The organism is Streptomyces sp. P9-A2, from assembly GCF_036634175.1.
Taxonomy (GTDB): Bacteria; Actinomycetota; Actinomycetes; order Streptomycetales; family Streptomycetaceae; genus Streptomyces; species Streptomyces pratens.
Genome location: NZ_JAZIFX010000001.1, coordinates 2,752,973 through 2,779,389 on the forward strand (window position 1 = coordinate 2,752,973; position 26,417 = coordinate 2,779,389).

Below are 26,417 nucleotides of genomic sequence, written 5' to 3' on the forward strand. Positions count from 1 at the left end.
GCGGCCGGGCGGTTACGCGTACGGGCCCGTCCCGTACGGCTGCGCGTCAGACTGCCGCCGTCGGGCCGGGCCCGCTGACACCTGTGGACCACCGCCGGTCTGTGGACAACTCCGCCACCCGTACGAGCGACAGCGCAAAGGGGCCGTGCAGGAGGAGGTGCACAGGAGAGAGGTGCGCAGGAGGAAGCTGGCAGAAGGCTGGCAGGAGTGGCCCCTCGTATGCCTCAGCCCATCCCCACACCCACCCCCGCCACCCGTCCGTACTCCTCCCGTACCTCCCGGTACCGCAGCAGTTCCGAAGCCACCGGGTCCAGGACCCGGGCGCGGCCGCACCCCGCGGCCGCCTCCCGCAGCCGTTTCTCCGCCGCCAGGCCGTGCCGCCGGGCCGGCCCGCGGGCCGCCATCCGGCAGCTCCACTCGACGATCGGGCCGCCGACGATGCCGATCACCATCAGCAGCACCGGCACGCCCAGATTCGGTGACATGAATCCGATGATCTGGCCCAGCAGCCACAGCCCGCCGACGAACTGGATGATCGTCATCGACACCTGGGCGAGTACGGCCGCCGGCCACCACCCGGGCCGCGGCGGCCGGCCCGGCGGCAGTGCGGCGCGTACGGCGAGGTCGTCCAGCGCCTCCGGCAGCCCCTGGGAGCCCCGTACGGCCGCCTCGCGCACCGCCTGCGCCCACGGCTCGGGCAGTCCGTCCGAGGCCTGGTCGGACACCGTGCGCACCGCCTGTTCCACCCGCTGCCTGGCCGTGATCTCCTCGTCGGGCTGCGTCCACTGCGGAAGTTTCCCGGTGAGCGGCCCGCCCCGGTCCTCGAACCAGCGCCACAGCCGCAGCCACGGGGTGCCGCACGCGCGGTTGGCGTTGCGCAGCCAGGCGCGTTCGGCGGCCTCGCCCGCCGCGGTGGCGCCCACGGCGTCCGCGAGCCGGTCCGTGAACTCCTCCAGCGCCTCCTCGCTGAGCCCGGCCCACCGGCGGTTGGCGTAGACGGGCCACAGCCGGGCCGCGGTGATGTCCACGTCCGCCGCGACACGGCGGCCGGCCGCTCCCCGCTCGGCCACGAACTGGCCGAGCGCTTCGCGTAGTTCACCGACCCCGTCGCCGGTGAGCGCGGACAGCGCGAGGACCGTCGTACCGGGTTCTCCGTACTCGCCCAGGGCGATGCCGTCCTCGTCGAGCAGGCGGCGCAGATCGTCCAGGACCTGTTCGGCGGCCTCCCCGGGCAGCCGGTCGATCTGGTTGAGGACGACGAACATGACCTCCGCGTGGGCCGCCATGGGCCGCAGGTAGCGCTCGTGCAGCATCGCGTCGGCGTACTTCTCCGGGTCGACGACCCAGATGACGGCGTCGACCAGGTCCAGCACCCGGTCGACCTGTTGACGGTGCTGCACGGCCGCCGAGTCGTGGTCCGGCAGATCGACGAGGACGAGTCCGCGCAGCTGCTCGTCCGCGTCCGCCGTCGCCTGCAACGGGCGCCGTCGCAGCCGGGGCGGGATGCCGAGCCGTTCGATGAGACCCGCGGCGCCGTCGCTCCAACTGCACGCGATGGGCGCGGAGGTGGTCGGCCGTCGTACGCCGGTCTCCGAGATGACGGCTCCGGCGAGGACGTTGAACAGCTGCGACTTGCCGCTGCCGGTCGCGCCCGCGATGGCGACGACGGTGTGCTGCCCGGAGAGCTTTCGCCGCGCGGCGGCCTCGTCGAGGACCCGGCCCGCCCCGGCCAGCGTCCGGCTGTCGAGCCGGGCCCTGGACAGCCCCACCAGTTCGCGCAGCGCCTCCAGCCGGGACGTCAGGGACGCGTCGTACGCCAGGGAGGTCACCGTCTGCGGCACGGACGCGCGGGGCTCCAGCGCGGCGTACGGCTCGGACCCGAAACCGAACCCGGCCCGGCTCCCTGTCCCGGCCCCTGTCCGCGGCCTGGCCCTTCTTCCCGACCCGGCGGTCCCGCTCACCCGGCGTGCGATCAGCCCGTCGGCCCAGGAGGCCTGCGTGGACGCCCTGTCCTCGGGTGCCCTGCCGTCGTCCCCCTCGTCCCCCTCGTCCTTCTCGTCCTCCTCGTCCTCCTCGTAGGCGTCATCATCCCTGTACACGTGGTCCCCGTACTTGTCGTTCCCGTACTTGTCGTCTCCGTACGGGCCCTGCTCGCGCCCGCCCTGCTCCTGCCCCTCCGCCCCGCACGCGTCCTCGGGAAGACCGGCCCCCTCGGGCCGCTCGGCCGCCTCGGCCGTCCCGGACGCCTCTGAACCCTCGGAGCGCTCGGTGTGGTCCTGGTCCTGGTCAGTGATGGCGGTCACCGGTCACCTCTCCTTCTGCAGTACGGACAACGCGGCGATGAGTTCGGCCTGGGGCTCCGGATGCACCTCGAGCGCGTCGAGCGGCGTGAGCCGGCGTTCACGTTCGGCGTGCATGACCTGGTTCACGTACTCGATGAGCAGCCGTCCGCTCCGGTCGCGCAGCCGTACCGCCCCCTGTGCGCCGATCCGTTGGGCGAGCTTCTCCCCCGCGGTCCGCGCCCGGCGCCCGCTCAGCAGCGCCGTGGCGGTCAGGGCGGCGACGGTCTCGGGATCGGGGGCGGGACCGCGGTCGAGCTCTCGGACCTCTTCCTCGGCGTACTCCTCCAGTTCGCGCCGCCACCGTCGTACGGCCAGCCCGATCCGGTGTTCGACGCTCTCCGTCGCCCCGTCGCGGTCGGTGAACTCCGGTGATTTCGCAGCCGGTTCGCGCCGCCAAGCGGTGTCGACCCGTTCGTCGGCGGCGGCGACGGCGCACAGCAGCAGGGCGCCCATGCCCTCCACGAGGGTGTCGAGGAGTTCGCCGGGCGTGCAGTCGAGCGGGAAGGCGCGCCACCGTTTGAGCGCGTCGCCGGCGAGCACGGTTCCGGCCTGCAGCCGGCCGCGCAGGCGTGCGTGCTCCTTGTCGTACGCCCCCTCGACGGCGGAGGTGAGCCGCAGCGCGGCGGCGTGCTGCGCGGCGGCGGCACCGGCGAGTTCCGGCATGCGGGAGTTGAGGGAGTCGAGGATGCCGTGGGCGGTGCGCGCCATGACGTGCGCGCGGGCGGCGGGGTCCTGCGTCTGGTGGACGAGCCAGGTCCGCAGCGACGCCACGGCGGAGGCCGGCAGGAGCCCGCCGCCCCAGGCCGACTCGGGCAGTTCGGGCACGGTGAAGCGCGGTACGTGGCCGAGTCCGGCCTTGGTGAGGAGGGCGCCGTACTGCCGGGACACCTCGGACACGACCTGGTGGGGCACCCGGTCCAGGACGGTCACCAGGCTGACGTCGTACTCCTTGGCGGCGCGCAGCATGTGCCAGGGCACGGCGTCGGCGTAGCGCGCGGCGGTGGTGACCATGACCCAGATGTCCGCGGCGCAGATGAGTTCGGCGGCGAGGACGCGGTTGTCGGCGACGAGGGAGTCGATGTCGGGGGCGTCGAGCAGGGCGAGGCCGGGCGGGACGCTGTCGGCGGTCTCGATGCGCAGGACACGTGCCGGGTTCTCTCCCGGGAGCAGCAGGTCGTCGACCTCCCGACGGGGACCCCATACGCGCGTGAGGTCGGGCAGGATGCGCATCCCGCTGAACCAGTGGTGGTCCTCGGGGTGGCAGACGAGCACCGGTGTCCGGGTCGTCGGCCGCAGCACGCCCGCCTCGCTGACGCGCCGCCCCACGAGTGAGTTCACCAGGGTGGACTTGCCGGCCCCGGTGGACCCCCCTACGACGGCGAGCAGCGGCGCCTGGGGCTCTCTCAGCCGGGGTACCAGATAGTCGTCGAGTTGTGCGAGCAGTTCGTCGCGGTTGGCACGCGCGCGTGCGGCCCCCGCCACAGGCAGCGGGAAGCGTGCGGCGGCGACACGGTCGCGCAGGGCGGAGAGTGCGTCGAGCAGCTGAGGCCGTACGTCCAAGGTCACCACATGTGAAGAATGCCCAATTTCATGGGAATTCTGAAGCATATGACCATGTCTGCGCGCCGATCTAACACAAGCGGATGGAAGGGGCGACCGGGGCGCGCACACAGCCGAGGCATAACGAGTGCACAACACCCGATGCGCTAGGGGTCAAAATCGGTGCATGATTCGTACCCGCCTGCGATTATCGGGACCGCTTCACCGGACCTCCACATCGAGCCACGGAGGCGAGGCGACAGGGGCAAGGACGCGGGAGCCCTATCCTTGTCCCCGGCGACGTCAAGGACCGGGACACCCGGGCACCACGACAGTGGCCACCACACCCGGCCCCCGTAGCTCAGTGGATAGAGCAGGCGCCTTCTAAGCGCTTGGCCGCAGGTTCGAGTCCTGCCGGGGGCGCCACCCGTCACCAGCCAGAACGCCCCAGAGGGGTCCTCCCCTCCAGGGCGTTTCGTGCCTCTGACGGCAATACTGACGGCAACGACCCCGTCACTCGGCGGCCGGCAGGCTCCCCAGCCGGTCCGGAGCGGCCCGCTTCTCCGTCATGCCGGCGTGCGCGTAGATGTTCATCGTCACATCCAGCGCGTGGTGACCCGCGATGTCGCGGACGATGTGCGGCGGGATGCCGAGACCCAGCAGCAGCGTCACGCAGGTGTGCCGGAGGTCGTGGAACCGGACCTCCCGACCCGGCCGCTCGCGGATCGGGCAGAAGTGCCGGTTCAGGTTCCGCGGCTCGATCGGGGTGCCCCGCCGGTGGTGAAGACCAGGCCCGTCTCCTGCCCCCTCTCCCCTGCCGCCTGTCGCCCCCCGCCTGGATCCCACGGCGCCGGCGGAGAGCATCCACGCAGACAACCGGGAGCGGGACAGGACGCTCCGAGCGGCGCGTCCTGGACGCGGTCGACATCTGGCCGGCTCCTGCTCCGGAATTGCGAACAGGGCCTCGTTCAGCTTGGGGCGGGCAGCCGACCCCTTGGAGTGCAGAACTTGCCGGCCGTCGTCCTGCCAGGCTCGGGGCCACCGTTGCACCGAGCGCACATCTGATACTCCGGCTGTAGATCGTGATCTTGCGTGGCGTCGCTGGGTACTTCGGTTGGCGCGGGTCGGCGCTCAACCTCAGCCTGGTCGGGGTTGAGATCGGCGCGCCGCCTGGCAGGCCCTACTCGTTCCCGTCATGCCCGAATGGCCAGCCGATGACGCCTTCCGCTTGGACATTGCGCAGGGTCGCTCCCCCGAACCGGGCCCCGGTGACGTCGGTCGGCCCGAGCGGGGGCATACCGGTGTTCACACTTCCGAGCCTGGCGCCGGTCAGATCGGTGTCGCGCAGGTCGGCACCCCGTAGATCGCATCCGGCCAGGCTGACCTCGCGCAGTGAAGCCCCGCGCAGGTCTGCGCCACTGAGGTCGCAGAACTTGAACCAGCACCCGTCCAGAGTGGCGTGGCGTAGATCTGCCCCGATGAACAAGCAGCGGGTGAACCGCAGCCGCGACGTGCGGGTGGAAGCAAGGTTCCGGCCGGTGAAGTCCTCACGGTTCACGGCCGCATGGCGGTGAAGCGCGGCAAGTCGCTGTCTCGCGGTCGGTGACGTGGCCATGTGCGCCAGGGTGTCAGCCGGGCCGGTGGCCGTCGCCCGGATTTCCGACGGTTCGCCGCCCGCCGGCCGATCACGCAGGTCCAGGCGGGGCCGGGAACGGGTGCGGCCACCGGTGAACTCGCCCACCACCGCTGTCACTCCACCACGTCGGCATCCCCGCCCACCCTGGTCAAGGTCGCAGGTTCCCGACGGCGGGTGGCCCGGCGTCTTCCGCGTGGCGGCGGCGAGGCCCTGGGGAGGGAATTGTCAGAGGTGCACGGCAGGATGACGGGATGTCATACACCGATGAGTTCCGGGTCTTCGCCCGTCGGCACGGCGTCTCCGACGACTCCATCACGCGCATCATGTGGATGATGCAGCCGTCCGTCCACCTGCGCATCCTTGATCCGTCCGAGGTCGGCCCCGACGATCTCGTGGTGGGTCACACCGGCGGGCTGCCGGAACTGCCCGAGGATGTCCCGTGGGACGGGGACGTCTACGTGGCCGGTCTCGACCTGGCCGCGATACCGGAGCAGCCGCTGGACCTCGGGCTCCCCCGCGAAGGGCAGTTGCTGTTCTTCACGAACCGCGGCTACGACGACGAAGAACCCGCGCCGGTCGTCCACGTACCGGCGGGAACCGTGACAGCCGTACGCCCCGCGCCCTCGGGCGCGTACTCCGAGGACCCCTCCGACACGTGGACGACGGACGTCCTCGAACGGCGGGTGCTGGTGTGCCGCACCACCGGCACGTCGTGGGACGTCCTCGACTGGCTGTGGGATCCCGACGACGACTTCGCCGAGGCGGAGGGCCGTATGCCGGACCTCGAGGGAGCGGACGTGGAGGACGAGGCCCGTCCGCTGCTGGCCGCGTTCACGGAGTACGCCGAGCGGGTCGGGACCGTTCCGTTCGTACACCGGACCTGCGGACTGCGCGGGGTGGAATTGAACCCCCAGTACTACCGGGCCGACTACGCAACGGACTTCCTGAAGAAGGGGGAGGAGGCCGTGGTCGTCTGCAGGGACGAACCGGAGCGGTTCGACGAGCTGTACGCCGAGGCCCTGCGGAACGCCGTCTCCGAGCAGGAGGGCGGACCGTGGCTGAACCTCCTGGAGTTCGGCGAGGACGCCGTCTTCCACACCGGGGACGGCGAAGTGGGCTGGCTCATCAACCGTGACGACCTTCTGGCGGGGCGTTTCGACGACGTCGTGCAGTCGTACCACTGCTGACCCCGCCGCCGCCTTCCCGGACCGTGGACCCGATCCGTGCCACCGGACGCGGAGCGAACGCGGGCGATCAGGACACCCCACACCGTTCGGGATGTCCGCAGTGACCGGGAACGGACCCAAGACCCATTCCTGGTCACTGCTCAGAAATCGGTGGCGGATCACCGTGACTCGTCGCGCTTCTCCGCGTTGAACGGGGAGCACGGCCGCGCCCCCTGCGGCCGCGCTCATCGAACAAGAAGGAGAACGTGATGTCGCGCATCGCGAAGGCTGCCTGCGTCGCACTCGGCACGGGTGTCGTGGCCCTGAGCGGGGCCGGTACGGCTCTGGCGGACGCGGGTGCCCAGGGCACCGCCGCCCACTCCCCGGGCGTCCTGTCGGGCAACCTGGTCCAGGCCCCGGTCCACGTGCCGGTCAACGCGTGCGGGAACACCGTCAACGTCATCGGCGCGCTGAACCCGGCGTTCGGCAACACCTGCGTGAACGAGGACGGTCAGCACCACAAGAACCACAAGAACCACAAGAGCGCTTACGGGAACTGACCCCGTACGCGTCATCAGCAGAACGTCCAGAGCCCCGGCACCTCGAGCGCCGGGGCTCTCGCCGCTCCCGGCACCGCCCCTGGGAACCCGGCTCTCAGGCTCGGCGGTTGCCGCCCGGCGGACCGTACATGCCTTGCCGCCGGGATCGCCCACAAATGAGTGATTACGAACAAAAGCCTTGATTGCTGGTAATCATGGACTGGTTCGTCGTCATTTCCCCTGTCCCGGAGCCGTCCATGCGCACTGCCCTCACCACCCCCCAGGGTTCACTGACCACACAACGCCGCGGGTCCGCTTCCCCACCGCCGGAGCAGGTGGAGGAGCGGACCCTGACGTTCGAGGGCTTCACTTACGGGTGCCGGATCGTCCATCAGAGCGCTCCGCGCACGGCGCCGTTGCTGCTGCTAGGGGGCTCGTCCCAGAACCGGTATTCCTGGCAGGGGCACGAGAAGTGGCTGGCGCCGTTGTGCACAGTGATCACCGTGGATCTCCCCGGATACGGCAGTGCGGACTTCCTGCCCTCCCGCTACGGGATCGATTTCCTTGCCGCCGCGGTCCAGCACATGCTGGTGGAGATCGGGATGCCGCCGGTGAATCTCTTCGGAGGCTGCTTCGGTGAGGTCGTCGGCCTCCGCTTCGCGCAGCTGCATCCCGAGTCCGTCCGTCGCATCGTCTTCTGCGGCGCCGCGATGCGTCTTCCCGAGATCTACACCGAGGCGGTACCGCGTCTGGCGCAGGCGCTGGAACGGGGGGAGATCGAAGCGGCGGCCGACGGTCTGGTGGGGCTGTTCATGTCGAACCCGGGTGCCGGTCAGGTCCGCAGGCACGCGGCCGTCGCGCGCCTTCTGCATCACCAGTTCATGAACCAGACGCCGGACGAGCTCAAGAAGGCGGTCGAACACAACACGAGGCTGGTGACGCACGGCTGTTACGAGCCCCTGCCCGCCCCCGCCGTGCCCGCCCTGGTGTTCACGGGCGAGTACGACACCCTGTGCACACCGCAGATGGGCCGTGAGCTCGCCGCGACGATTCCGGCGGCGCGGTTCACGACGGTCAAGGAGGCGGACCATCTGGTCACGGTCGAGCGCAGGCAGGAGTCCTCGGAGCTGATCGGCCGCTTCTGTACCGACCGCCCCATCGACGACCTGCCGTACTGCACTCCCGTGGAGTCACCGGGTGCCGGCCTCGCCTGCGCGACGGCCCAGCGGTGACGGACGCACGACGAGTGGCCGGAACCCGGTACCGGGTTCCGGCCACTCTCCGCCGTACGGGTGGTCCGACGCGGGGGATGCCGACGTGAGGGGTGCCGCGAAACGGCACTCGGTCGTCGGAGGCTTCAGGACTTCTCGGCCGGGAGGACGAGGTTGTTGGCGCAGGAGACCTCGGCGTTCTCACCGGAACAGGTCTGCTCCGACTTGTTGACGAAGTGGATCGTTCCGTACTGGTCGGTCACGATCTCCTGCTCGCTCACCTGCACGCAGCGAACGGTGCCCTTTTCGTCCTTGACGCAGTTGTCCGGATCCTCGGCACCGAACGCCTGGACGGCACCGGCGCCAACCAGCGCGAGCCCACCGAGGACCCCCGCCGCCGCTGCGATCTTGTTCGACTTCACCATCTACCTTTTTCCTTGACGGTCAACCCGCCGCGACCGAGCGGCGGGGCCGGTCCGGACCTCCGGACCGGCCGATGTGCCGGGCGGTCCCGGGGCCCGAACCACGGGTTCGGGCCCCGGGACCCCCCTGGATCACCTGGCGGTGATCAGCCGCCGATGGCGAAGCTGGAGGCGCAGGAGACCGCGTTGGTCTCGGTGTTCTCCGCGTTGCCGAGGCCCAGGATGCCGACCGCGAGGTTGATGTCGTCGATGTTGATGAGGCCCTGCTTCGAGTTGTCCTGGACGCAGGTCGTGGTCTGCGTGTTGTTGAGCTCGACCTCCGGCCCGTCGTTGGCGTGACCGACTCCGGCGCCGAGGAAGCCGGCACTGCCGAGCATGGCCATGACGACCGCAGCCTTCTGGTACTTGCGCATTACTTCTCCTTCTGATTTGACACGGACCGTGAGGGCCCGGTCACTTTCAGTCGCTAATGTAGGCGACGATTACGGCAGTTGATAGACGAAACGCCGCATCGCTCCTTTTTTTCAAACAAGGCGATATCGCACCCGAGCGGCGGAGGCCTCAAGCCCTCCCGCCACCGAGGAGAGCGCCGCTCGCACAGGAGACCTCGACACCCGAACCGGAGCAGGTCTGCTCCTGCTCGTTGGTGAAGCGGACCTTCCCCTGCAGGTCGGCCGGGAGTCGGTACTCCCGCACCTGCTCGCAGCGGATGGTTCCCTTGCCGCCCTTGAGGCAGCTGCCGGAGCCCTCGACGCCGACAGCCTGGACGGCACCGGTGCCGATCAGGGCGACGCCGCCCAGGATCCCTGCCGCCGCTGCGATCTTCTTCGGCTCGAACATCTGCCTTTTCCTTGACGGTGGCCCCGCCGCGACTCGGCGGCGGGGCCGGTCCGGACCTCCGGACCGGCCGATGTGCCGGGCGGTCCCGGGGCTCGAACGCGCGGTTCGAGCCCCGGGACCCCCCTGGATCACCTAGCGGTGATCAGCCGCCGAAGGTGAAGCTGGAGGCACAGGCCACCGCGTTGGTCTCGGTGTTCTCCGCGTTGCCGAGGCCCAGGAGGGCACCGACACCGGCGTTGACGTCGTCGATGTTGACGAGACCCTGAACCGAGTTGTCCTGGGCGCAGTTCGTGGTCTGCGTGCTGTCGAGCGTGAACGAGGGGTCGTCTCCGGCGTGGCTGACGCCGGCACCGAGGAACCCAACACTGCCGAGCATGGCCAGGACGACGGCAGCCTTCTGGTACTTGCGCATTACTTCTCCGATTTCACGAGTCCACACAGCCCGTGTTGGGCTGGTCACTGACAGTGCATAACGTAAGCGACGTTTGCGACTTTGGACAGCCAAAACACCCATGCACGTAAGTTTCTTGTGAAAATGCACGTCACAGGCCTGTCACACGCGCATCGGGCGGCCCAAGAGCGCGTGTCCGCCCGGCGCCCCGAGCGCCGGGGTTCTTCTCATGGGGCCCGACACGGCGCCGCCTCACGCGTACCGGTAGATCCGGCCGACGTCCTCCAGCTCGTCCGGTGTCACGTCCCACGGCGGCAGCTTCTCGTGCCGTGCCACGATCCGGCGGTGCTGCTCGTCGTCGGGGCCCGGCGGTTTCGCGGGGAGGTAGCGGGCCCCGCCGCCGTGCCGGCGCTGCCAGCGGTACCACTGCAGATCGACGAAGGCGTGGTGCAGCCAGAAGACGGGGTCGTTGACGGAGGCGGCACCGAGCATGGCCCCGCCGACCCAGCGGTGCACCCTGTTGTGGTTGCGCCAGGACGGGCTGCCCCAGCCGGTGCTCCAGCCCTCCAGCTTGTTGCGGAAACCCCGCGTGACCGTCGAGTCCCAGGGCCCCGCGTCGTAGACGGGATCCTCCAGCGCCTGCTCCAGGTCGCTCGTGGTGGGCAGCTCGATCGGGTCGCGGCGGCGGCCGAGGTCCCGGGTGAGGAACCCCCCGTCGGTCATGCCCACTTCGATGGTCCAGTTGCCCTGACCGTACGCGAACGGCCCCGTCATCACCTGCTGGTCGGACCGGCGCCCGTCGCCGCCGAGGAAGTCCGCCGTCCACAGTGCGGAGGTGGTCGTGCGGTCACGGGTCCAGTCCCAGTACGGAATGGTCACCGCCGAGTCCACCCGGCGCAGGGCGTCCTCCAGGTCGAGCAGGAACCGGCGGTGCCAGGGCAGGAAGGAGGGCGCCATGTGCGCGGTGCGCAGTCCGCGCTCGCCGTCGGAGGAGTAGTACGCGAGGTGCATCCGCACGAACTCGTCGTACTCGCCCCGCCGTTTGACCTCCAGCAGCGCCTTGACGAGCCGTAGCCTCTCGGCCGCCGTGAGCGTGCCCGCGTCCTTACGCACGTACGCCATGCCGGCCCTCCCCGTGCGCGTGTCCCGCACCTCCCGGCTCCGACGCCGCATCGCTCAGCCGCTCGCCGGGGCCGAGCGTGTCGACGGCCGCGCAGGCGGCCTCTAGCGGCGTCCGGTGGGAGAAGTAGTGGTCGACCGTGCTCAGCCAGCCGCCGTCGGCGCGGCGCATCAGATGCAGGGGGCGGCCGTCCACCGTGACGTGCCACCGGCCGTCCTCGGCCGCGGTGCGCCCCGGCACCCACACCCCTCGGATGCGGCGGCCGCGGTAGGTCCGCTCGAAGGCGGAGGCGGTGTCGCCCGGGGGGTCCGTTTCCGCGGGCCCGGGGCGCGGAGACCGGAAGGCGGCGAGCACCGGGGCCAGGACGCCGGCGAGGGCACCGGCCCGCAGGCCTCGTGCCACGTCCCGCCGTGTTCTGCCCGCCGGTCCGGGCGGCGCCGGGCGCGGCACCGCGTCCTCGGCACCCACGGGTGCTGAGCCAATGGGAACGACCATGATCCACTCCTTGTCCGAACGGTTGTCGCTGTTCCAACCGTCGAACCTGCCGCATGGTCACCTCCGCGTGGCGAAGGGGTGAACACACGAAGTCGGCCCCCGGTCCGGACCGGGGGCCGACTTCGTACGGCGCGTCTCAGGCGTGCAGCCCCAGATCGCCGTGCACCGGCTTGGCCTGGTTCACCACGTCCGCCGCCTCCTCCGCGGTGCCGAACATCGACGTCCGGGACTCGGTGGCGCTCGACTCGTCCTGCGGCGACATGAGTTCGAAGGGGACCGCAGCGCGCGTGTTCAGGCCGGTGTCGAGGCCGGTGGACGCCAGGTCGATCTCCTGCGCGTACGCGGGCGCGGCCATGCCGGCGGCGATCAGGGACCCGGCAATGACGGCGGCAGCCTTCAGGGACTTCATCATGTTCCTTTCTTCGGCAACGCGGGTCGCCGGAGGGGGCTTTGTGTCGCCGTGCTCAACGATCCTCGGCCGGTGCGGAAACCGGGGAACCACGGATTGGCGAGTCGTCATATGAGATCAAACGGGTGGTGGCACCACCGGCGCCGGCGGAACGGTGACCGCGGGCGTCGAGGTTTCCGGTCCGCACGAGCGGCGCGGCAAGCCTTCGACGTCCCCTTTTCACCCGTACGGCCCTGATCCGCCCGATGAGGTGGCGGGGCGGGACCGCCCGGGTGTCACCCACGGAGGGCCGAATTCACGATTCCAACACACTTGTCGGCGTTGATTGAGTTTCGGCAAATTTGTCCGGCTGGTGGCTAGAGTTGTGCCGACGCACCCCCAGAAGCGGACGCATCGCACTCGTCGTGCTGCCTGCTCCATCCCGGCGGTCCTGCTCGTCGTCGCCGTCCTCGGGCGAGGCTCCGACATCGGCGGCACCGCCGGCCGCGGACGTCGTCTTTACCCATCCGGTCACCGCCACCCGTTCCGAAAGGCTCCGACGGTCATGCGCCAATCCCTGGGTCAGTTGCTTCGCCCTGCCACGGTGGGTGTCCTCGCTCTTGTCGCGATGTGGGCACCCTGCGGCTCCCCCGCCGCTGCTCCGGCCGCGCCGCCCGCGCCGGAAGCGAGCAGTCTCGCGTTCGACCAGCGGTATCACGCGCTCCAGCACGGCGGCATCGTGCGCGCGGCCAACTCCTCCGCCACCTGCCGTACGGCCCAGGCCTCCTCGTGCGCGGACGTGCAGGCGGGCGCGCAGGCGGTGAACGGCGACTTCGACATGTTCTACGTCGACGTCGACCGCGACCCGAACACCTACAACTCCTCCCGTTCGGAGGTCCGCCTGCCCTCCGGCTCGCAGGTGACGTACGCGCGCCTGTACTGGGGCGGCAACCTGCGCGTGGGCGAACAGAAGCCCGCGGAGGACAACGGGCGGGTCCTGATCGCCGAACCGGGCGGGGACTACAAGGAGCTCCTCGCGGACACCGTCGTCGGACACGACGTGGCGGACGGCGCGGACGCCTTCCAGGCCTCGGCGGACGTGACCGGGCTGGTGCGGGACAGCGGGCCGGGCCCGTACACCGTGGCGCAGGTCAACGTGGCCGCCGGCCGGTCGGCGGCCGGCGCGTGGGGCGGCTGGACCCTGGTGGTGGCGTACGAGAACCCGGCGGAGCCGCTGCGGCACCTCTCCCTCTGGGACGGCTTCGCGCCGCTGCAGTCCCGCACGGGACCCGAGGTCCGGCTCAGCGGCCTGGACCTCGCCGCGGGCGCGGAGGGCCAGGTGGGACTGGTCGCGTACAACGGCGACCGCGGCACCACGGGCGACTCGCTCACCGTGACCACCGGCACGCCCGCTTCCACCGCGACGCTCTCCGACTCCGCCAACCCCGCCGGCGACGTCCTCAACTCCACCATCAGCGGGCCCGCCGGGGCGGCCCCGGCGCGGGTGCCGGCGTACGCCAACACCCTCGGCTACGACTCCGACGTGTTCACCCTCGGACGCGGTCTGCTGCACGCCGACGACCGGATGAGCCTCCGGCTCTCGTCCCAGCGGGACGCGGCCTGGGCCGGCGTGCTCTTCACTGCCCTCGACGCCCGGCGATGAACACGCCGCTCCCCGTCCCGAGCTCCGTCACGAACGAGGAATCCGGACGCACGGACCTGCCCCCCTCCGACCGCCGGCCACGGGTACTGCACCTCACCCAGCCGGTGGAAGGCGGGGTCGCGCGCGTGGTGACGGACCTGGTCCGTACGCAGGTCGCGGACGGCCTGGACGTCACCGCGGTCTGCCCCGACAGCGCACTCGCCCTCCACCTGGGGACGCTCGGCGCGCAGGTACGGAGCTGGCGGTCGACGCGGTCGCCCGGCCCGTCGCTCGTGCGGGAGGTACGGCACCTCACGCGGGTGATCGACGAGGTGCGCCCCGACCTGGTGCACGCGCACAGCGCGAAGGCCGGGCTCGCCGGGCGGCTCGCGGTGCGCGGGCGGATTCCGACGGTCTTCCAGCCGCACGCCTGGTCGTTCGAGGCGGTGGGCGGGGTCACCGCGACGCTCGCGCTCGGATGGGAGCGATGGGGGGCGCGCTGGGCCACGCGGGTGGTGTGCGTGAGCGAGGCGGAACGGGCGACCGGCATGCACGCCGGGATTTCCGGACGGTGGACCGTCGTCCCCAACGGCATCGACCCCGAACGCTTCTGCCCGGCCGGCACCGCCACCGCGCGGGCCGGGCTCGCCCTGCTCGCCGCCCTCCACCCCGCGGCGCCGCTCGTGGTCTGTGTGGGGCGGCTCTGCCGGCAGAAGGGGCAGGACGTCCTGCTGCGGGCGTGGGACGCCGTCGTGCAGCGGGTGCCCGCCGCGCACCTCGTCCTGGTGGGCGACGGGCCGGACCACGACCGGCTGCGCGCCCGGGCCCCGGAGTCCGTGCTGTTCGCGGGAGCCGTCCCCGACGCCTCGCTCTGGTACCAGGCCGCCGATCTCGTCGTCCTGCCGTCCCGTTGGGAGGGCATGGCCCTCGCCCCGCTGGAGGCGATGGCCTGCGGACGTCCCGTGGTGGTCACCGACGTCGACGGCGCTCGCGAGAGCCTGCCGCCGTCCTTCGCCTCCCGTTGTCTGGTACCGCCGGAGAACCCGAGGGCTCTGGCCGAGGCCCTGTCCGGGCTGCTGCTCGACCCGCCGCTGTGTGAGTCGCTCGGCGACCTGGGCCGTCGGCACGTGCTGTCCGTCCACGACGTACGGCACACCGCCGAACAGGTCGCCGACGTCTACCGCGACCTGCTCGGCACCTGGCCCTCCAGAGGGAGGGCGTGTCCGTCCCGGGCCGTCGAGCGTGACGAGGCCCGCGGCGCCGAGCAGGGGCAGCCGCTCGACGCGGGCTGCCGTGCCGAGGCGGCCGACCGGACCGCGCAGCGCGTCGATCCCACCAAGTACAGGGAGACCATCCACTCGTGACCGCCGAACGCACCATGACCTCCCCCGGCGTGCCGCCGGGGGACCACGGTTCCTCGTCCGTCTCCGTCATGCCGCCGCGCGACACCGCCGGCGGTCTGCGGCTGTCCGGCCCGCGTCCTTCGGCGCGGCCGCCTTCGCCCGTACCGCTGTTTCTCACGGACGCCGCCGCGGCCCTGCTGGGTGTGCTGGCGCTGTCCGGCACCCAGCGGCACTCCCTGCTCGTCGCCCTGTTGACCGCCGCGTCGCTGCTGCTGCGCCCTCGCGGCGGCCGGTCGCCGGGGCCGGGGCTGCTGGAGGAACTGCCCGCCGTGTGCGGGCGGGTCGCGGTGGCCTGGCTGGCGTCCGCGGCGCTCTGGGCGGCGTACCGGCCGGAGCACGCGTTGTCCGCCGGCACCGTGCTGACGGGCCTCGTCCTGCAGTCGGCGGCCGGCTGTGCGCTGCGCGCGGCCGTGCGCGGGCGGCGGCGCGCCGCGCTGCGGCGCCATCCGCACGCGGCGCTCGTCATCGGCCCGGCGGCGACCGCGCAGCGCGTGGCCGCCGCCCTGCTGCGCCACCCGCGGTGCGGTGTGCGGCCGGTGGGGGTCGTCGCCGAGCAGCCGGACGGCGTCCAGGGCCTGCCGGTGCTGCGCACCGGTGCGGAGGTCGAGCGGGCGGTCATCCAGAACGGGGTGCGGGCCGTGCTGGCCGTTCATCCCTCCGTACGCGCCGGACAGGGCCCGCTCCTGCGCGCGCTGGCCGAGGCCGGCTGCGTGATCTGGGAGGTCGACGCCGATTCCCCGTCGTACCCGGCGAAGGAACGACTGGCCGGTTTCCCGTGCCGTCTCCTGGACCTGTCACCGGCGCGCCGCGGCAGCGCGGGCAAGCGCATGCTCGACATCCTCGTGTCGGGGGCGCTGCTGCTGCTGGCCGGTCCGCTGCTGCTGGTGTGCGCGCTGACGCTGCGGATCGTCGACGGGCCGGGCGTGGTGTTCCGACAGGAGCGCATCGGCAGGGGCGGAGAGCCGTTCACACTGCTGAAATTCCGTACGCACCGGCCGGTCGACGCGCACGAGTCGGCGACCCGGTGGAGCGTGGCCGACGAGAACGAGATGCGCCGGTTCTGCCGCATGCTGCGGCGCACCTCGCTCGACGAACTGCTCCAGTTGTGGAACGTGCTCCGCGGCGACATGAGCCTGGTCGGGCCGCGCCCCGAACGCCCTTATTTCGTCTCCCAGTTCAGCCGGACCCACCCGGGTTACGCGGCCCGGCACCGGATGCGGGCCGGCATCACCGGCCTCGCCCAGGTCCACGGCCTGCGCGGCGACACCTCGATCGAGGACCGCTGCCGGTTCGACAACGTCTACATCGACGACTGGTCGCTGTGGCAGGACATCTGCATCCTGCTGCGCACCGCGGTCACGCTGGTCCGTCCGACGGGGAGCTGACCGACGTGAGTCTCGCTCCCGCACCGCTCCTACGCCGGGCCGCCCACCTGGTGCCGGTGCTGCCCCTGGTGGCGTTGCCCGCCCTGCTGGCCCTGCCGCTGACGTACGACGGAGCGGGGCCCGCGGACGTGGTCTCCGGGCTGGTGGTGGTGTACTGCGTGATCCGCCTGCTGCGCGAGCGGCGGCGTCCGCTGTCGCCCGCCGCGGCCGTGGTGCTGGGCCTGCCGGTCGTGGGGCTCGCGCTCGCCGCGATGGGGGCGTCCTCGCCGGAGGCCGGGTTCACCGGCCTGGGCCGCTATCTGCAGGTCTTCGTGCTCGTCCCGGCGGCCGTGCTCATCCTGGTCCGTGACCGCACCGACTTCCGGGTGCTGGCCTGGTCGTTCGTGGGACTCGCGCTATGGCAGGGAGCCGTCGGCGTGCATCAGTACGTCACCGGGACCGGCGCCTCCTACCAGGGCGAGGGCGTCCGGGCGGTCGGCACCTTCGGCGCCCATGACGTGATGGGCATGGCGACGGCGGTCTCCCTCGGCCTGGTGTGCGCGGTCGGGATCGCGCTGGGCCGGACGGTCGTGTGGCAGCGGGTGACGGCCACCGGATGCGCTGCGGCCCTGCTGCTGCCGCTCGCCCTCTCCTTCAGCCGGGGTGCCTGGATCGCGACCGCCCTGACGTGCGCCGTGCAGTTGGCCCTGACCGGGCCGCGGCGCGCGCTGAAGGTGGCCCTGGCCGTGGCCGCCGCAGGCGTGGTCCTGACCGGCGGGTTCGGCATCGGGACGGCCCAGTTGCAGGAGCGGATCGACAGCATCGCGCAGGTCGGCGACACCCCCGACCAGTCGGTCGTGGACCGGTACGCCCTGTGGGCGTCCGCCGGCGGCATGTGGCGCGAGCAGCCGCTGACGGGCGTGGGTCTGAAGGGCTTCCCCGAGTACCGCGACGGGCACGCCACCCTGGCGCTGTCCTCGGGCAGTGACATCGGGGGCGCGGGGACGGAGTACCGGAAGCAGGCGCTGCTCTCGCCGCACAGCATGTACCTGCTGGTGCTGAGCGAGCAGGGCCTGATCGGGCTGCTCGCACTCACCGGCGGCTGGCTGGCGCTGCTGGTGGGCGGGGGACGGAGGCTGCTGCGCGTCCGCAGCCGCGAGCCAGGACCCGGCGACGGACCGGGACCCGGCCGCGGACCGGAACTCGACTGTGGGCTCGTCGCCTGCGGGCTGCTGCTCTGGCTGCTGACCGACTTCGTGTACGGCGACATCGGCGGCCCCTCGACGATGCTGACCGCCCTGAGCCTGGGGCTCGCGGCGTGGTGGGCGCTGGCCGGCGGCGAGCGGGTGGACGCCGTGCCGCGGGGCGCGGTACCGGAGCGTGTCGAGGGAGCCGCGGCGCGATGACGGTGGTGCCCTCGCAGAGCCCCGCCCCCGACACCGACGGGGCGGCGACCGTGCCCGCGGCCCGTGCCGCCACGCCCGCCCGGCACGGCACCGACCCGGCCTCGGCCTCGGCTTCCCGGAAGTTCCTCGCCCGGGCCGCGCTCGTCACGGCGTCGCTGTCCATCGCCGGCTCCCTGCTCGGCCTGGTGCGCGACCAGTCACTGGCACGGCTGTTCGGTGCCGGCAGCGACACGGACGCCTTCCTGATCGCGTGGACCGTGCCGGAGATCGCCGCCACGCTGCTGATCGAGGACGGGCTGGCGATCGCGCTGATCCCGGCGTTCAGCATGGCGCTGGCCCGACGTGCCCGGGGCGAACCGGGCGACCCGGTCCGCGCCCTGGTCGCCGCCACGCTGCCCCGGTTGTGCCTCGCCTTCGCCGCGACGGCCGCCCTGGTCGCCGCTGTGGCCCCTTTCCTGGTCCAGGTCCTCGCACCGGGACTGCCCGACCCCCGGCTGGCCGTCGACTGCACCCGGCTCACGGCGATCAGCCTGCTGGCCTTCGGGATCGCCGGTTACTGCAGCGCCGCTCTGCGGGCCCACCGCCGCTTCGCCGCGCCCGGGGCGATCTACGTCGCGTACAACACCGGGATCATCGCCGCGATGTTCCTGCTCGGCCGCACGTGGGGCGTGCGTGCCGCGGCGGTCGGGGTGGCGGTGGGCGGCTGCCTGATGGTGCTGGTGCAACTGCCGTCGCTGTGGCGGCAGCTGGCATCCCGCGCACCGGCCGTCGAGGGGGCGGTGGGCGACGCGCAGGAGCGGCCGGTACGGCTCGCCCTGATCGCTGCCGTACTCCTCTTCTCGCTGTGCCGCCAGTCGCAGGTCCTCGTCGAACGCTTCCTCGCCTCATCCCTGCCCTCCGGGGCCATCTCGCACCTGAACTACGCGCAGAAGGTCGCCCAGATTCCGATGACACTGTCGCTGATGGTGTGCACCGTCACCTTCCCCGTGGTGGCGCGGGCGCTGGCGGACGGGGACACCGAACGCGCGCGCGACCGCGTGGAGCGGGATCTGGTGCTGTCCTCCTGTGTGGTGTTGACCGGCATGGGCGCGGTGATCGCCTGCGCCCCGCAGATGATCGAACTGCTCTTCCAGCGCGGCGCGTTCACCGCGAGTGACACCGGGGCGACCTCGGCCGTCATGCGCGTGTACGCCCTCGGGCTGCTGGGACAGACCCTGGTGGGGGTGCTGGTCCGCTCGTACTTCTCGGCGGGCCGGCCCAGCTGGTATCCCCTCGCGGTGATGGTCGCGGGCATCACCGCCACGTCGGTGATCGGTGCCGTCGCCGTGCGTCCCTGGGGGGTGGCGGGGATCGCCGCCGCCAACGCGTTCGGCATCACCGTCACGGCCGTCCTGCTGCTGACCGGTCTGCGGGCGTCCCGGCGCGGCAGTCCCCACGGTGTCTCCCTCCGGGTCCGGCCGGTCCTGGCCGAACTGAGCAGGCCGGTGCTCGCCGCGGTCGTCGCCACCGCCGTCGGGGCATTCGCCGCGAGCCGGTTCGCGTCCCCCGTGGCGGGTCTCGCGGCCGGCGTTCTGAGCGTGGCCGGCGTCTTCGCCGCGCTTTCCCTGGCCCTGGGCGTCCAGGGCTCCGTATCCGCAGTGCGCTCCGTGCGCACCGTCACCCGAAGGCTCATCCATGGCCGCTCCCATTGATTCCGTCGGCTCCGTCGACACCGCTGACACCGCTGACACCGCCGACACCGTCGGTTCCTTCGACACCGGCAGACGCCCCGCCGCGCCCCCGGGCCCTGTCCCATGGGTGGCGATGTACCACTCGGTGGGAGACTGCTCGGACGATCCGTACCGCATCACGGTCACGCCCGAGCGGCTCGAGGGGCAGCTGGCCTGGCTGCGCCGGCGGGGGCTGCGGGGCGTGTCCGTGGCCGACCTGCTCGCCGCCCGCGCCCGGGGCGAGGGGCGGCACCTGGTGGGGCTGACGTTCGACGACGGGTACGTCGACTTCGTCACCGAGGCCCTGCCGCTGCTGCGCCGCTGGGAATGCGGCGCCACGCTCTTCGTCCTGCCCTGGCGGCTCGGCGGCGACAACACCTGGGACCCGCTCGGCCCGCGCAAGCCGCTGCTGACCGCGGCCGGCATCCGGCACGCGGCGGCCGAGGGCGTGGAGATCGGCTCGCACGGGCTGACCCACGTCGATCTCACCCGGGCGGACGACCTCGTCCTCGAGGCCGAGGTGGCCGAGAGCCGCGATCGGCTCGCGGAGTTGACCGGCACCCGCATCGACGGCTTCTGCTATCCGTACGGCACGGTCGACGCCCGGGCCGTGCGGGCCGTGCGGGAGGCGGGCTACGCCTACGCCTGTGCCATCGCCCCCGGCCCGCTGACCGGCCCGCACGCCCTGCCGCGCGTGCACATCGGCCAGAACGACACGGCGTGGCGCCTGGGTCTCAAGTACCGGCTGCACCGGCTGCGCCGACACCCGGTGGGGGGCCGGTGAGATGAGGGCTCTGCACATCATCACCGGCCTCGGTGTGGGCGGGGCCGAGCAGCAGTTGCGTCTGCTGCTGCGTCATCTGCCCGTCGACTGCGACGTCGTGACGCTCACCAACCCCGGTGCGGTCGCCGAGGGCCTCACCGCCGACGGTGTCCGCGTCACGCATCTGGGCATGGGCGGCAACCGTGACGTGACCGCGCTCCCGCTGCTGGTCCGGCTGATCCGCTCGGGCGGCTACGACCTGGTGCACACGCACCTGTACCGGGCCTGCGTCTACGGCCGGCTCGCCGCGCGCGTCGCCGGGGTCCGCGCGGTCGTCGCCACCGAACACTCCCTGGGCGACTCGCAGATGGAGGGCCGCCGGCTGACGGCGGGGGTGCGCGCGCTGTACGTCTCCAGCGAGCGGCTCGGTTCGGCGACGGTCGCCGTGTCCCCGGCGGTGGCCGACCGGTTGGAGCGCTGGGGCGTGCCCGCTCCCCGTATCGAGGTCATCCCGAACGGCATCGACCTGGAACGCTTCCGTTTCGAGGCGGAGGGGCGCGCGCGCACCCGCCGCCGTCTCGGCCTGCCCCAGGGCGCTTTCGTCGTGGGCGGTGTCGGCCGGCTCGCCCCCGGGAAGCGGTTCGACGTCCTGGTCCGGGCGCTCGCCCGGCTCCCGGACGACCACTGGCTGCTGCTGGTGGGCGGCGGCCCCGAGGAGCACGCCCTGCGCCGTACGGCGCGGGAGGCCGGGGTGGCCGACCGGGTCCTGTTCACCGGCGAGTGCCCCCATGCCGCGGACGGCTCCCCGGGCCCCGACCTGCCGTCGCTCACCTCGGCGATGGACGTGCTGGCGTCCCCGTCCCTGGAGGAGGCCTTCGGCCTGGCGGTCGTGGAGGCGCTGGCGTCGGGCCTGCCCGTGGTCTACGCCTCCTGCCCGGCGATCGAGGACCTGCCGCCGCAGGCCTCGGCCGGCGCCCGGCGGGTGCGGGGCGGCCCCGAGGCGTACGCGCGGGCGATCGCCGAGGCCCGGGCGGCGGGCCCGCTGCCACGCACGGCCCCGAAGGCCGCGCACCGCTACAGCATCACCCGCAGCGCCGACCGTCTCATGGACGTGTACGCGACAGCCGTTTCCCGTTCTTCGTCGTCCCCTTCCTCTTCTCCGGGAGCAAGCTCCTCATGACCGACACTCCGACCCGCCGGCTCCGTCCGTTCCTGGCCCGTGCCAGGAGGTTGCCGGCCTGGTCCGCGATCGCGGCCGGCGCCCTCGTCGGCGGCCTGTCCGGTGGCGCGTACGGCCTGCTCACCTCCACGACGTACACGGCCACCAGCTACGTCGTCGCCGTACCGACCGTGAACTCCACCCCGGAGTCCGCCCGCGGTTTCGCGCAGGCGTACGGACGGGTGGCCACGCAGCTCGCGGTGCTCGGGGACGCTCAGGTGTGGGCGGGCGTGCCGACGCGGACCCTGCGGGACAGCGTGCGCACGGCGACCTCGCCGGACGCGCCGATGGTCGCCGTCTCGGCCACCTCCTCACGCCCCGACCTCGCCGTCGACATGGCCAACGCGGTCTCCCGCGCGCTGACGCAGCACGCGGAGAAGACCGCAAGCAGCACCCAGGTCCGGCTCGTGCAGTTCTCGCGCGCGGTGAAGCCGAGCAGACCGACGTCCGCCTCCCCGGCGTCGACCGCTCTGGTAGGGGCGAGTGCGGGCGGGCTGCTGGGCGGGCTGGCGTTGCTGGCCCGGCCGCGGCGGACCGGTGGGGACGGGGACGACGCTCCCGTCCCCACCGCTTCGGTACCCGGCCCCGCCACCGCCGCCGCTGTGCGCGGACAGCGGTGACGAGGGCGAATCCCGCCGGGCCGGTGACGGCCGCGGCGGGCGCGCGCTCACCAGTCGGAGCGGAGGCAGAACTTCCCGCCGAGCCAGAACTCCACCCTGCTGCCCAGATCCAGCGGCGAGCACTTCTTCGGGGGCGACGGTGCGGTGGGGACGGGTGGCACGGGCGTGAGTACCGGGGGCACCTGTGGCACCGGGAGCACCTGTGGCACCGGGAGCACCTGTGGCACCGGGGGCACCACGACATCACGGCCGGAGAGCACGGACCGGTAGTGGCGGGACGAGGCCGGGTTCTGGTCGCACCACCACACACCGTGCGGGCAGTAGTCGGTCAGCGTGTTGTACAGCGGCTTGTGCTCGTCCATCCAGGCGAGCATGCGCCGCATGTACTCGAGATTGTCACCGTTGCGGAAAAGCCCCCATTCGGGATAGGAGAGGGGTTTGCCGCGGGCTTTCGCGAAATCCACGTGTGCCTGAAGTCCGTAGGGCTCCCCGACCTGTTCGTCGAAGGACATTCCGGCCGGCTGGTCGTAGGAGTCCATACCGATGATGTCGACCGTGTCGTCCCCCGGGTAGCACTGCGTCCAGGGAACGGCGTCCCGGCCGCGGCTCGGCGTGAAGTCGAAACGGAACTCCTGGCCCGGCACCGCACGCATGGTGGTGACGATCCTCTTCCAGTACGTCTTCCAGGCCTGAGGGTCCGGTCCGCACCGATGGGTGTAGGTGACGCCGTTCATCTCCCAGCCGAGCACCAGGATCGTGTCCGGCACCTCCAACCGGACCAGCCGTTCGGCCAGCGCGCGGAAGTGGTGATCGAACTCCCCGGCCGCGCCCCGCCGCAGCAGTTCCCGGACCTCGTGGTCCGGGACGCCCTCCTCGTTGCGCTCCTGCAGGGGCACGTTGAGGACGAGCATCCGGTCGTCCTTCTCGTTGCGCCAGCGCGCCCACGACTCGAGGAAGCGGACGTCGCCCTCGATGTCGCTCCAGTGGTTGCCGGGCAGGTAGGTGTGACCGACACGGAGTTCGGCGCCGCCCAGCCAGCTGCTGAACTGCTCCATCCGCGCCACGCCCCGCTCGTCGGAGCCGAGGAAGGCGCCGAAGGGCGGGCCCTGCGCGCCCGGCACCGGGACGGCCGGGACCGGCACCGGGACGGCCGGGGGCCTGACGGCCGGGACCGGCGGGACGGCGACCGGCGGCGCCAAAACCGGTGGCGTAGGGGCGGGCCGCTGTACGAGGTCCGGGAAAACGGCCGCGGACGCCGTCGGTTCCGGGACCGGAACGCGGGAATCGCCGGTGCCCGCCACCCCCACCCCCGCCGCCGGACCGGACACCAGGGCTGCCGACACGGCCATCGCCACCGCGCCCACGACCAGTCCGCGGACCCGGACACGTTCGCGCTGTGGGGCCATTCCTGCTCCTGTCTTCGCTCTCGTTTCCGGCCTTTGAGGTTCTGACCTTCCGAGCTTCCGACCTTCCGCCTCCGGGCTCGTTATTGACGAACAGTCATCCGGAAGTCAGTCACAGGAATTCCCATGGTGCCACTGCCACTGCGGCTTTCGAGTGCCATGCTCGCCCGTGCGGGTGAGCGAATTCAGAAAGAAAGAGAAAATTCGTGCCGCTGCTCGACACCCGTGTCCCCGCCGTGATTCTGCGGGTCGACCGGAATCCCTTCCATCACGGAACGCTGGGGGCCGTGCGTTCACTGGGCAGGGCGGGAGCGGAGGTGCACGTCGTCGCCGACGAGTCCCGAAGCCCCGTGCGCAGCTCCCGCTATGTGCACCGGCTGCACACACCGCCGCCGCCCGGAGCGTCCGCGGACGACATCCTCGCCGTGCTGCGCCGTGTCGCCGGCCGGATCGCGCGTCCTGCCGTTCTGGTTCCGATGGACGACGCGAGCGCGATCGCCGCGGGACGCCTGCGGGACGCCCTCGCCCCCTCCTACCTGCTGCCGGCGATGCCGGGCACGCTGCCCGAACGCGTCGCCGACAAGGCGGAACTGGCCGCCGTGTGCGCGTCGGCGGACCTTCCGCACCCGGAGACACTCGTTCCCGACAGCCCGGAGCGGGCCGCCGCCGACGCGACGCGGCTCGGGTTTCCGGTGGTGGCGAAGTGGAGCCGGCCCTGGCTGCTGCCGGCCGGCAGCGGGCTGCGCAGCACCCTGCTGGTGCGCTCCGCCCAGCAGGCCCGGGACTTGTACCTGCGCAGCGAGGAGGCGGGCAGCCCGCTCCTGCTGCAGGCGTATCTGCCGCCGGGCCCGGCCCGGGACTGGTTCTTCCACGGCTACGCCGACCACTCGGGTGCCGTGCGCGCCGGCGGACCGGGGGTCAAACGGCTGGCCTGGCCGCGGGGTGCGGGGCTGACCGCGGTGGGCAGTTGGGCACCCAACCCGCGGGTGCGGGCCCTGGCCGAGCGGCTCACCGGTGAACTGGACTACCGCGGCGTCTTCGACCTCGACTTCCGCCGCTGCCACGCGACGGGCCGTTACCACCTGCTCGACTTCAACCCGCGCCCCGGCGCCCAGTTCCGGCTCTTCGAGGACACCGCCGGGCTGGACGTCGTACGCGCCCTGCACCTGGACCTGACGGGCCGTCCGCTGCCGGACGGGGACCCGGTGGCCGGGCGGGCTTTCGTGGTGGAGAACTACGCGCCGCTCGCCGTGCTGCGTGCGGCGCCGGGCGGACGCGAACTGGCCTGGTACGCCCCGGACGACCGAGGGCCCGGACGGGCGATGTGGTCCCTGTGGGCCCGTCATGTGTCCGGCCGGCTGCGGGAGCGGCTGGGCGGCGGCCCGGTGGCGCCGGCGTCCCCCGTGGCCCCCTTGGCTCCCGTGGCCCCCGTGGCGGTCTCCCCCTCCCTGACCGACGACGAGAAAGCGAGCAGTTGATGATGTACGACCTCCTGGTGGTCGGCGCCGGCCCGTACGGTCTGTCGATCGCCTCCCACGCCGCGGCCGCCGGGCTGCGCCTGCGCGTGTTCGGCCGGCCCATGGCGTCCTGGCGGGACCACATGCCCGGCGGCATGTTCCTGAAGTCCGAGCCCTGGGCGTCCAACCTTTCGGATCCGGGCGGACGGTGGACCCTGGCCGCGTACTGCGAGGAACAGGGGCTGACGGCACGTCACGCCGAGCCGATCCCGGTGGAGGAGTTCGCGTCGTACGGCCTGTGGTTCGCGCGTCACGCCGTGCCGGACGTGGACGAGCGCATGGTGACCCGGGTGTCGTCGGGCCCCCACGGCTTCACGGTGGTGACCGCGGACGGTCAGGCGCTGCAGGCGCGGACGGTGGCGCTGGCGGTCGGGGTGATGCCGTTCATCGAGGTCCCGGCGGTCCTGCGCGGACTGCACCCGTCCCTGGTGACGCACAGCAGCCACCACAACGGCCTCGACCAGTTCCTCGGCAAGGACGTCACGGTGATCGGCGGCGGCCAGGCGGCCCTGGAGACGGCGGCGCTGCTCGCCGAACAGGGCACGCGCGTAAGGGTGCTGGCGCGGTCCGAGCGACTGGTGTGGAACGACGTGCCGCCGCCCTGGGAGCGCCCCTGGTGGCAGTCGGCCCGCTCTCCGCACAGCGGTCTGGGCCCCGGCTGGCGGAACTGGTTCTACTCGGAGCGTCCCGGCCTCTTCCGGCGGCTGCCGCAGCGGACCCGGACCCGTATCGCGGAGACGGCACTGGGCCCGGCGGGGGCGTGGTGGGTGCGGGACCGGGTGGAGAGCGCGGTGGATCTGATGCCGGGCCACGAGGTCACCGCCGCCTGTGCGGTGCCGGGCGGGGTGCGGCTGGACACGGTGAACCACGAGGGCACCGCGGGCGCCCTGGAGACCGAGCACGTCATCGCGGCCACGGGGTTCCGGGCGCAGCGCGACCGGCTCGGCCTGCTCTGTGCCGAACTGCGCGGGGCGCTGGCGGTCCTGCCCGACGGCTCCCCGGTGACCGGACGCGGCTTCGAGTCGTCCCACCCCGGCCTGTTCCTCGCGGGCCTGGTGACCTCCTCCGGTTTCGGTCCGGCCATGCGCTTCGTCCACGGCGCGACGTTCACGGCACCCACCCTCGTCCGGGGGGTGCGCCGACGGCTCGGGGCGACTCCGCTGCGCGGGGCGACGGTCCCCGTCCCCTCGGGCGGCAGCCGGACCGAGTCGCCGGCGCCGGTGAGCGGCTGACACGGAGTCCCGCGGGACCCTTCCGGGCCGCTGCCGGCGAACAGGCCGTC

25 protein-coding genes, 1 tRNA gene and 1 pseudogene are annotated in these 26,417 nt (G+C 72.3%); 14 read left to right on the top strand and 13 right to left on the bottom strand.

Annotated features, from left to right (window positions below; all coding sequences use genetic code 11):
• Positions 1–224: 224 nt before the first annotated feature.
• Both V4Y04_RS12475 and V4Y04_RS12480 read right to left on the bottom strand, forming a co-directional pair.
• Positions 225–2,303, bottom strand: a complete 2,079-nt coding sequence (locus V4Y04_RS12475; RefSeq protein ID WP_332427727.1) for a YfjP family GTPase — start codon at positions 2,301–2,303, stop codon at positions 225–227.
• A 3-nt stretch (positions 2,304–2,306) separates the two neighbouring features.
• Entirely contained in the window at positions 2,307–3,911 is a 1,605-nt protein-coding gene (locus V4Y04_RS12480; protein ID WP_332427728.1) for a dynamin family protein, read from the bottom strand.
• A gap of 320 nt (positions 3,912–4,231) precedes the next feature.
• Here V4Y04_RS12480 and V4Y04_RS12485 point away from each other — a divergent pair.
• Positions 4,232–4,307, top strand: a tRNA-Arg gene (locus V4Y04_RS12485).
• A gap of 87 nt (positions 4,308–4,394) precedes the next feature.
• On the opposite strand, the gene V4Y04_RS12490 is transcribed toward V4Y04_RS12485, so the two are convergent.
• The 3 genes and pseudogenes from V4Y04_RS12490 to V4Y04_RS12495 all read right to left on the bottom strand — a co-directional run bounded on the left by V4Y04_RS12490 (position 4,395) and on the right by V4Y04_RS12495 (position 5,496).
• Complete coding sequence (locus V4Y04_RS12490; protein WP_332427730.1) at positions 4,395–4,745, bottom strand: tyrosine-type recombinase/integrase; 351 nt, start codon at positions 4,743–4,745, stop codon at positions 4,395–4,397.
• A gap of 63 nt (positions 4,746–4,808) precedes the next feature.
• Positions 4,809–4,940: pseudogene (locus V4Y04_RS37750) on the bottom strand (IS630 family transposase); the annotation flags it as partial.
• Between the two features lie 121 nt (positions 4,941–5,061).
• Complete coding sequence (locus tag V4Y04_RS12495; RefSeq protein ID WP_332427731.1) at positions 5,062–5,496, bottom strand: pentapeptide repeat-containing protein; 435 nt, start codon at positions 5,494–5,496, stop codon at positions 5,062–5,064.
• Between the two features lie 272 nt (positions 5,497–5,768).
• Here V4Y04_RS12495 and V4Y04_RS12500 point away from each other — a divergent pair, with 272 nt between their 5' ends.
• The 3 genes from V4Y04_RS12500 (at position 5,769) to V4Y04_RS12510 (ending at position 8,454) form a co-directional block, all read left to right on the top strand.
• Complete coding sequence (locus V4Y04_RS12500) at positions 5,769–6,704, top strand: DUF1963 domain-containing protein (RefSeq protein ID WP_332427732.1); 936 nt, start codon at positions 5,769–5,771, stop codon at positions 6,702–6,704.
• Between the two features lie 248 nt (positions 6,705–6,952).
• On the top strand, positions 6,953–7,243 hold the full coding sequence (locus tag V4Y04_RS12505; protein WP_332427734.1) for a chaplin: 291 nt from the start codon (positions 6,953–6,955) through the stop codon (positions 7,241–7,243).
• A 236-nt stretch (positions 7,244–7,479) separates the two neighbouring features.
• Positions 7,480–8,454: an alpha/beta fold hydrolase gene (locus V4Y04_RS12510; RefSeq protein WP_332427736.1), complete on the top strand. Its 975-nt coding sequence runs from the start codon at positions 7,480–7,482 to the stop codon at positions 8,452–8,454.
• 125 nt (positions 8,455–8,579) lie between these two features.
• Here the strand turns inward: V4Y04_RS12510 and V4Y04_RS12515 are convergent, their stop codons facing one another.
• The 7 genes from V4Y04_RS12515 to V4Y04_RS12545 form a co-directional block, all read right to left on the bottom strand.
• Positions 8,580–8,858, bottom strand: a complete 279-nt coding sequence (locus tag V4Y04_RS12515) for a hypothetical protein (protein ID WP_332427738.1) — start codon at positions 8,856–8,858, stop codon at positions 8,580–8,582.
• Positions 8,859–9,001: 143 nt separating this feature from the next.
• Entirely contained in the window at positions 9,002–9,268 is a 267-nt protein-coding gene (locus V4Y04_RS12520) for a hypothetical protein (protein ID WP_332427740.1), read from the bottom strand.
• 148 nt (positions 9,269–9,416) lie between these two features.
• Positions 9,417–9,695, bottom strand: coding sequence for a hypothetical protein (locus tag V4Y04_RS12525; RefSeq protein WP_332427742.1), 279 nt, complete (start codon positions 9,693–9,695; stop codon positions 9,417–9,419).
• 142 nt (positions 9,696–9,837) lie between these two features.
• Positions 9,838–10,107: a hypothetical protein gene (locus V4Y04_RS12530; RefSeq protein WP_332427743.1), complete on the bottom strand. Its 270-nt coding sequence runs from the start codon at positions 10,105–10,107 to the stop codon at positions 9,838–9,840.
• 231 nt (positions 10,108–10,338) lie between these two features.
• Positions 10,339–11,208, bottom strand: a complete 870-nt coding sequence (locus V4Y04_RS12535; protein WP_332427744.1) for a tyrosinase family protein — start codon at positions 11,206–11,208, stop codon at positions 10,339–10,341.
• A complete protein-coding gene (locus V4Y04_RS12540) occupies positions 11,192–11,701 on the bottom strand; it encodes a tyrosinase family oxidase copper chaperone (RefSeq protein WP_332427745.1) in 510 nt (169 codons plus the stop codon). The genes V4Y04_RS12535 and V4Y04_RS12540 overlap by 17 nt, the downstream gene beginning before the upstream one ends.
• 136 nt (positions 11,702–11,837) lie before the next feature.
• Entirely contained in the window at positions 11,838–12,113 is a 276-nt protein-coding gene (locus V4Y04_RS12545) for a hypothetical protein (RefSeq protein ID WP_234373339.1), read from the bottom strand.
• Positions 12,114–12,654: 541 nt separating this feature from the next.
• Here V4Y04_RS12545 and V4Y04_RS12550 point away from each other — a divergent pair.
• The 8 genes from V4Y04_RS12550 to V4Y04_RS12585 all read left to right on the top strand — a co-directional run bounded on the left by V4Y04_RS12550 (position 12,655) and on the right by V4Y04_RS12585 (position 22,215).
• On the top strand, positions 12,655–13,752 hold the full coding sequence (locus tag V4Y04_RS12550; RefSeq protein ID WP_332427749.1) for a DUF3344 domain-containing protein: 1,098 nt from the start codon (positions 12,655–12,657) through the stop codon (positions 13,750–13,752).
• The gene (locus V4Y04_RS12555) at positions 13,749–15,095 is read left to right on the top strand and encodes a glycosyltransferase family 4 protein (protein ID WP_332427751.1); all 1,347 of its coding nucleotides are present in this window, start codon (positions 13,749–13,751) and stop codon (positions 15,093–15,095) included. The genes V4Y04_RS12550 and V4Y04_RS12555 overlap by 4 nt, the downstream gene beginning before the upstream one ends.
• Positions 15,092–16,519, top strand: a complete 1,428-nt coding sequence (locus tag V4Y04_RS12560; protein WP_332427753.1) for an exopolysaccharide biosynthesis polyprenyl glycosylphosphotransferase — start codon at positions 15,092–15,094, stop codon at positions 16,517–16,519. The genes V4Y04_RS12555 and V4Y04_RS12560 overlap by 4 nt, the downstream gene beginning before the upstream one ends.
• Positions 16,520–16,524: 5 nt before the next feature.
• Entirely contained in the window at positions 16,525–17,904 is a 1,380-nt protein-coding gene (locus V4Y04_RS12565; protein WP_332427755.1) for an O-antigen ligase family protein, read from the top strand.
• Positions 17,901–19,595: a murein biosynthesis integral membrane protein MurJ gene (murJ, locus tag V4Y04_RS12570; RefSeq protein WP_332427756.1), complete on the top strand. Its 1,695-nt coding sequence runs from the start codon at positions 17,901–17,903 to the stop codon at positions 19,593–19,595. The genes V4Y04_RS12565 and murJ overlap by 4 nt, the downstream gene beginning before the upstream one ends.
• 112 nt (positions 19,596–19,707) lie before the next feature.
• Positions 19,708–20,397 (top strand): polysaccharide deacetylase family protein, encoded by a 690-nt coding sequence (locus V4Y04_RS12575; protein ID WP_332432811.1) that lies wholly within the window; start codon positions 19,708–19,710, stop codon positions 20,395–20,397.
• 1 nt (position 20,398) lies between these two features.
• Entirely contained in the window at positions 20,399–21,556 is a 1,158-nt protein-coding gene (locus tag V4Y04_RS12580) for a glycosyltransferase (RefSeq protein WP_332427758.1), read from the top strand.
• On the top strand, positions 21,553–22,215 hold the full coding sequence (locus V4Y04_RS12585) for a lipopolysaccharide biosynthesis protein (protein ID WP_332427759.1): 663 nt from the start codon (positions 21,553–21,555) through the stop codon (positions 22,213–22,215). Before V4Y04_RS12580 ends, V4Y04_RS12585 begins: the two co-directional genes overlap by 4 nt.
• A 47-nt stretch (positions 22,216–22,262) precedes the next feature.
• Here the strand turns inward: V4Y04_RS12585 and V4Y04_RS12590 are convergent, their stop codons facing one another.
• Positions 22,263–23,621: a glycoside hydrolase family 26 protein gene (locus V4Y04_RS12590; protein ID WP_332427760.1), complete on the bottom strand. Its 1,359-nt coding sequence runs from the start codon at positions 23,619–23,621 to the stop codon at positions 22,263–22,265.
• A gap of 203 nt (positions 23,622–23,824) precedes the next feature.
• Here V4Y04_RS12590 and V4Y04_RS12595 point away from each other — a divergent pair, with 203 nt between their 5' ends.
• Complete coding sequence (locus V4Y04_RS12595; protein WP_332427761.1) at positions 23,825–25,096, top strand: carboxylate--amine ligase; 1,272 nt, start codon at positions 23,825–23,827, stop codon at positions 25,094–25,096.
• A 2-nt stretch (positions 25,097–25,098) separates the two neighbouring features.
• The gene (locus tag V4Y04_RS12600; RefSeq protein ID WP_332432812.1) at positions 25,099–26,367 is read left to right on the top strand and encodes an FAD-dependent oxidoreductase; all 1,269 of its coding nucleotides are present in this window, start codon (positions 25,099–25,101) and stop codon (positions 26,365–26,367) included.
• The last annotated feature ends 50 nt before the right edge of the window (positions 26,368–26,417 follow it).

What these genes read in the sequence shown, in the direction of transcription:
- V4Y04_RS12535 (WP_332427744.1), bottom strand. Translation starts at nt 11,208, where the DNA reads ATGGCGTACGTGCGTAAGGACGCGGGCACGCTCACGGCGGCCGAGAGG.
- V4Y04_RS12575 (WP_332432811.1), top strand. Translation starts at nt 19,708, where the DNA reads ATGTACCACTCGGTGGGAGACTGCTCGGACGATCCGTACCGCATCACG.
- V4Y04_RS12545 (WP_234373339.1), bottom strand. Translation starts at nt 12,113, where the DNA reads ATGATGAAGTCCCTGAAGGCTGCCGCCGTCATTGCCGGGTCCCTGATC.
- V4Y04_RS12550 (WP_332427749.1), top strand. Translation starts at nt 12,655, where the DNA reads ATGCGCCAATCCCTGGGTCAGTTGCTTCGCCCTGCCACGGTGGGTGTC.
- V4Y04_RS12585 (WP_332427759.1), top strand. Translation starts at nt 21,553, where the DNA reads ATGACCGACACTCCGACCCGCCGGCTCCGTCCGTTCCTGGCCCGTGCC.
- V4Y04_RS12510 (WP_332427736.1), top strand. Translation starts at nt 7,480, where the DNA reads ATGCGCACTGCCCTCACCACCCCCCAGGGTTCACTGACCACACAACGC.
- V4Y04_RS12580 (WP_332427758.1), top strand. Translation starts at nt 20,399, where the DNA reads ATGAGGGCTCTGCACATCATCACCGGCCTCGGTGTGGGCGGGGCCGAG.
- V4Y04_RS12540 (WP_332427745.1), bottom strand. Translation starts at nt 11,701, where the DNA reads ATGGTCGTTCCCATTGGCTCAGCACCCGTGGGTGCCGAGGACGCGGTG.
- V4Y04_RS12555 (WP_332427751.1), top strand. Translation starts at nt 13,749, where the DNA reads ATGAACACGCCGCTCCCCGTCCCGAGCTCCGTCACGAACGAGGAATCC.
- V4Y04_RS12525 (WP_332427742.1), bottom strand. Translation starts at nt 9,695, where the DNA reads ATGTTCGAGCCGAAGAAGATCGCAGCGGCGGCAGGGATCCTGGGCGGC.
- V4Y04_RS12530 (WP_332427743.1), bottom strand. Translation starts at nt 10,107, where the DNA reads ATGCGCAAGTACCAGAAGGCTGCCGTCGTCCTGGCCATGCTCGGCAGT.
- murJ (WP_332427756.1), top strand. Translation starts at nt 17,901, where the DNA reads ATGACGGTGGTGCCCTCGCAGAGCCCCGCCCCCGACACCGACGGGGCG.
- V4Y04_RS12505 (WP_332427734.1), top strand. Translation starts at nt 6,953, where the DNA reads ATGTCGCGCATCGCGAAGGCTGCCTGCGTCGCACTCGGCACGGGTGTC.
- V4Y04_RS12490 (WP_332427730.1), bottom strand. Translation starts at nt 4,745, where the DNA reads ATGCTCTCCGCCGGCGCCGTGGGATCCAGGCGGGGGGCGACAGGCGGC.
- V4Y04_RS12600 (WP_332432812.1), top strand. Translation starts at nt 25,099, where the DNA reads ATGTACGACCTCCTGGTGGTCGGCGCCGGCCCGTACGGTCTGTCGATC.
- V4Y04_RS12520 (WP_332427740.1), bottom strand. Translation starts at nt 9,268, where the DNA reads ATGCGCAAGTACCAGAAGGCTGCGGTCGTCATGGCCATGCTCGGCAGT.
- V4Y04_RS12495 (WP_332427731.1), bottom strand. Translation starts at nt 5,496, where the DNA reads ATGGCCACGTCACCGACCGCGAGACAGCGACTTGCCGCGCTTCACCGC.
- V4Y04_RS12500 (WP_332427732.1), top strand. Translation starts at nt 5,769, where the DNA reads ATGTCATACACCGATGAGTTCCGGGTCTTCGCCCGTCGGCACGGCGTC.
- V4Y04_RS12515 (WP_332427738.1), bottom strand. Translation starts at nt 8,858, where the DNA reads ATGGTGAAGTCGAACAAGATCGCAGCGGCGGCGGGGGTCCTCGGTGGG.
- V4Y04_RS12590 (WP_332427760.1), bottom strand. Translation starts at nt 23,621, where the DNA reads ATGGCCCCACAGCGCGAACGTGTCCGGGTCCGCGGACTGGTCGTGGGC.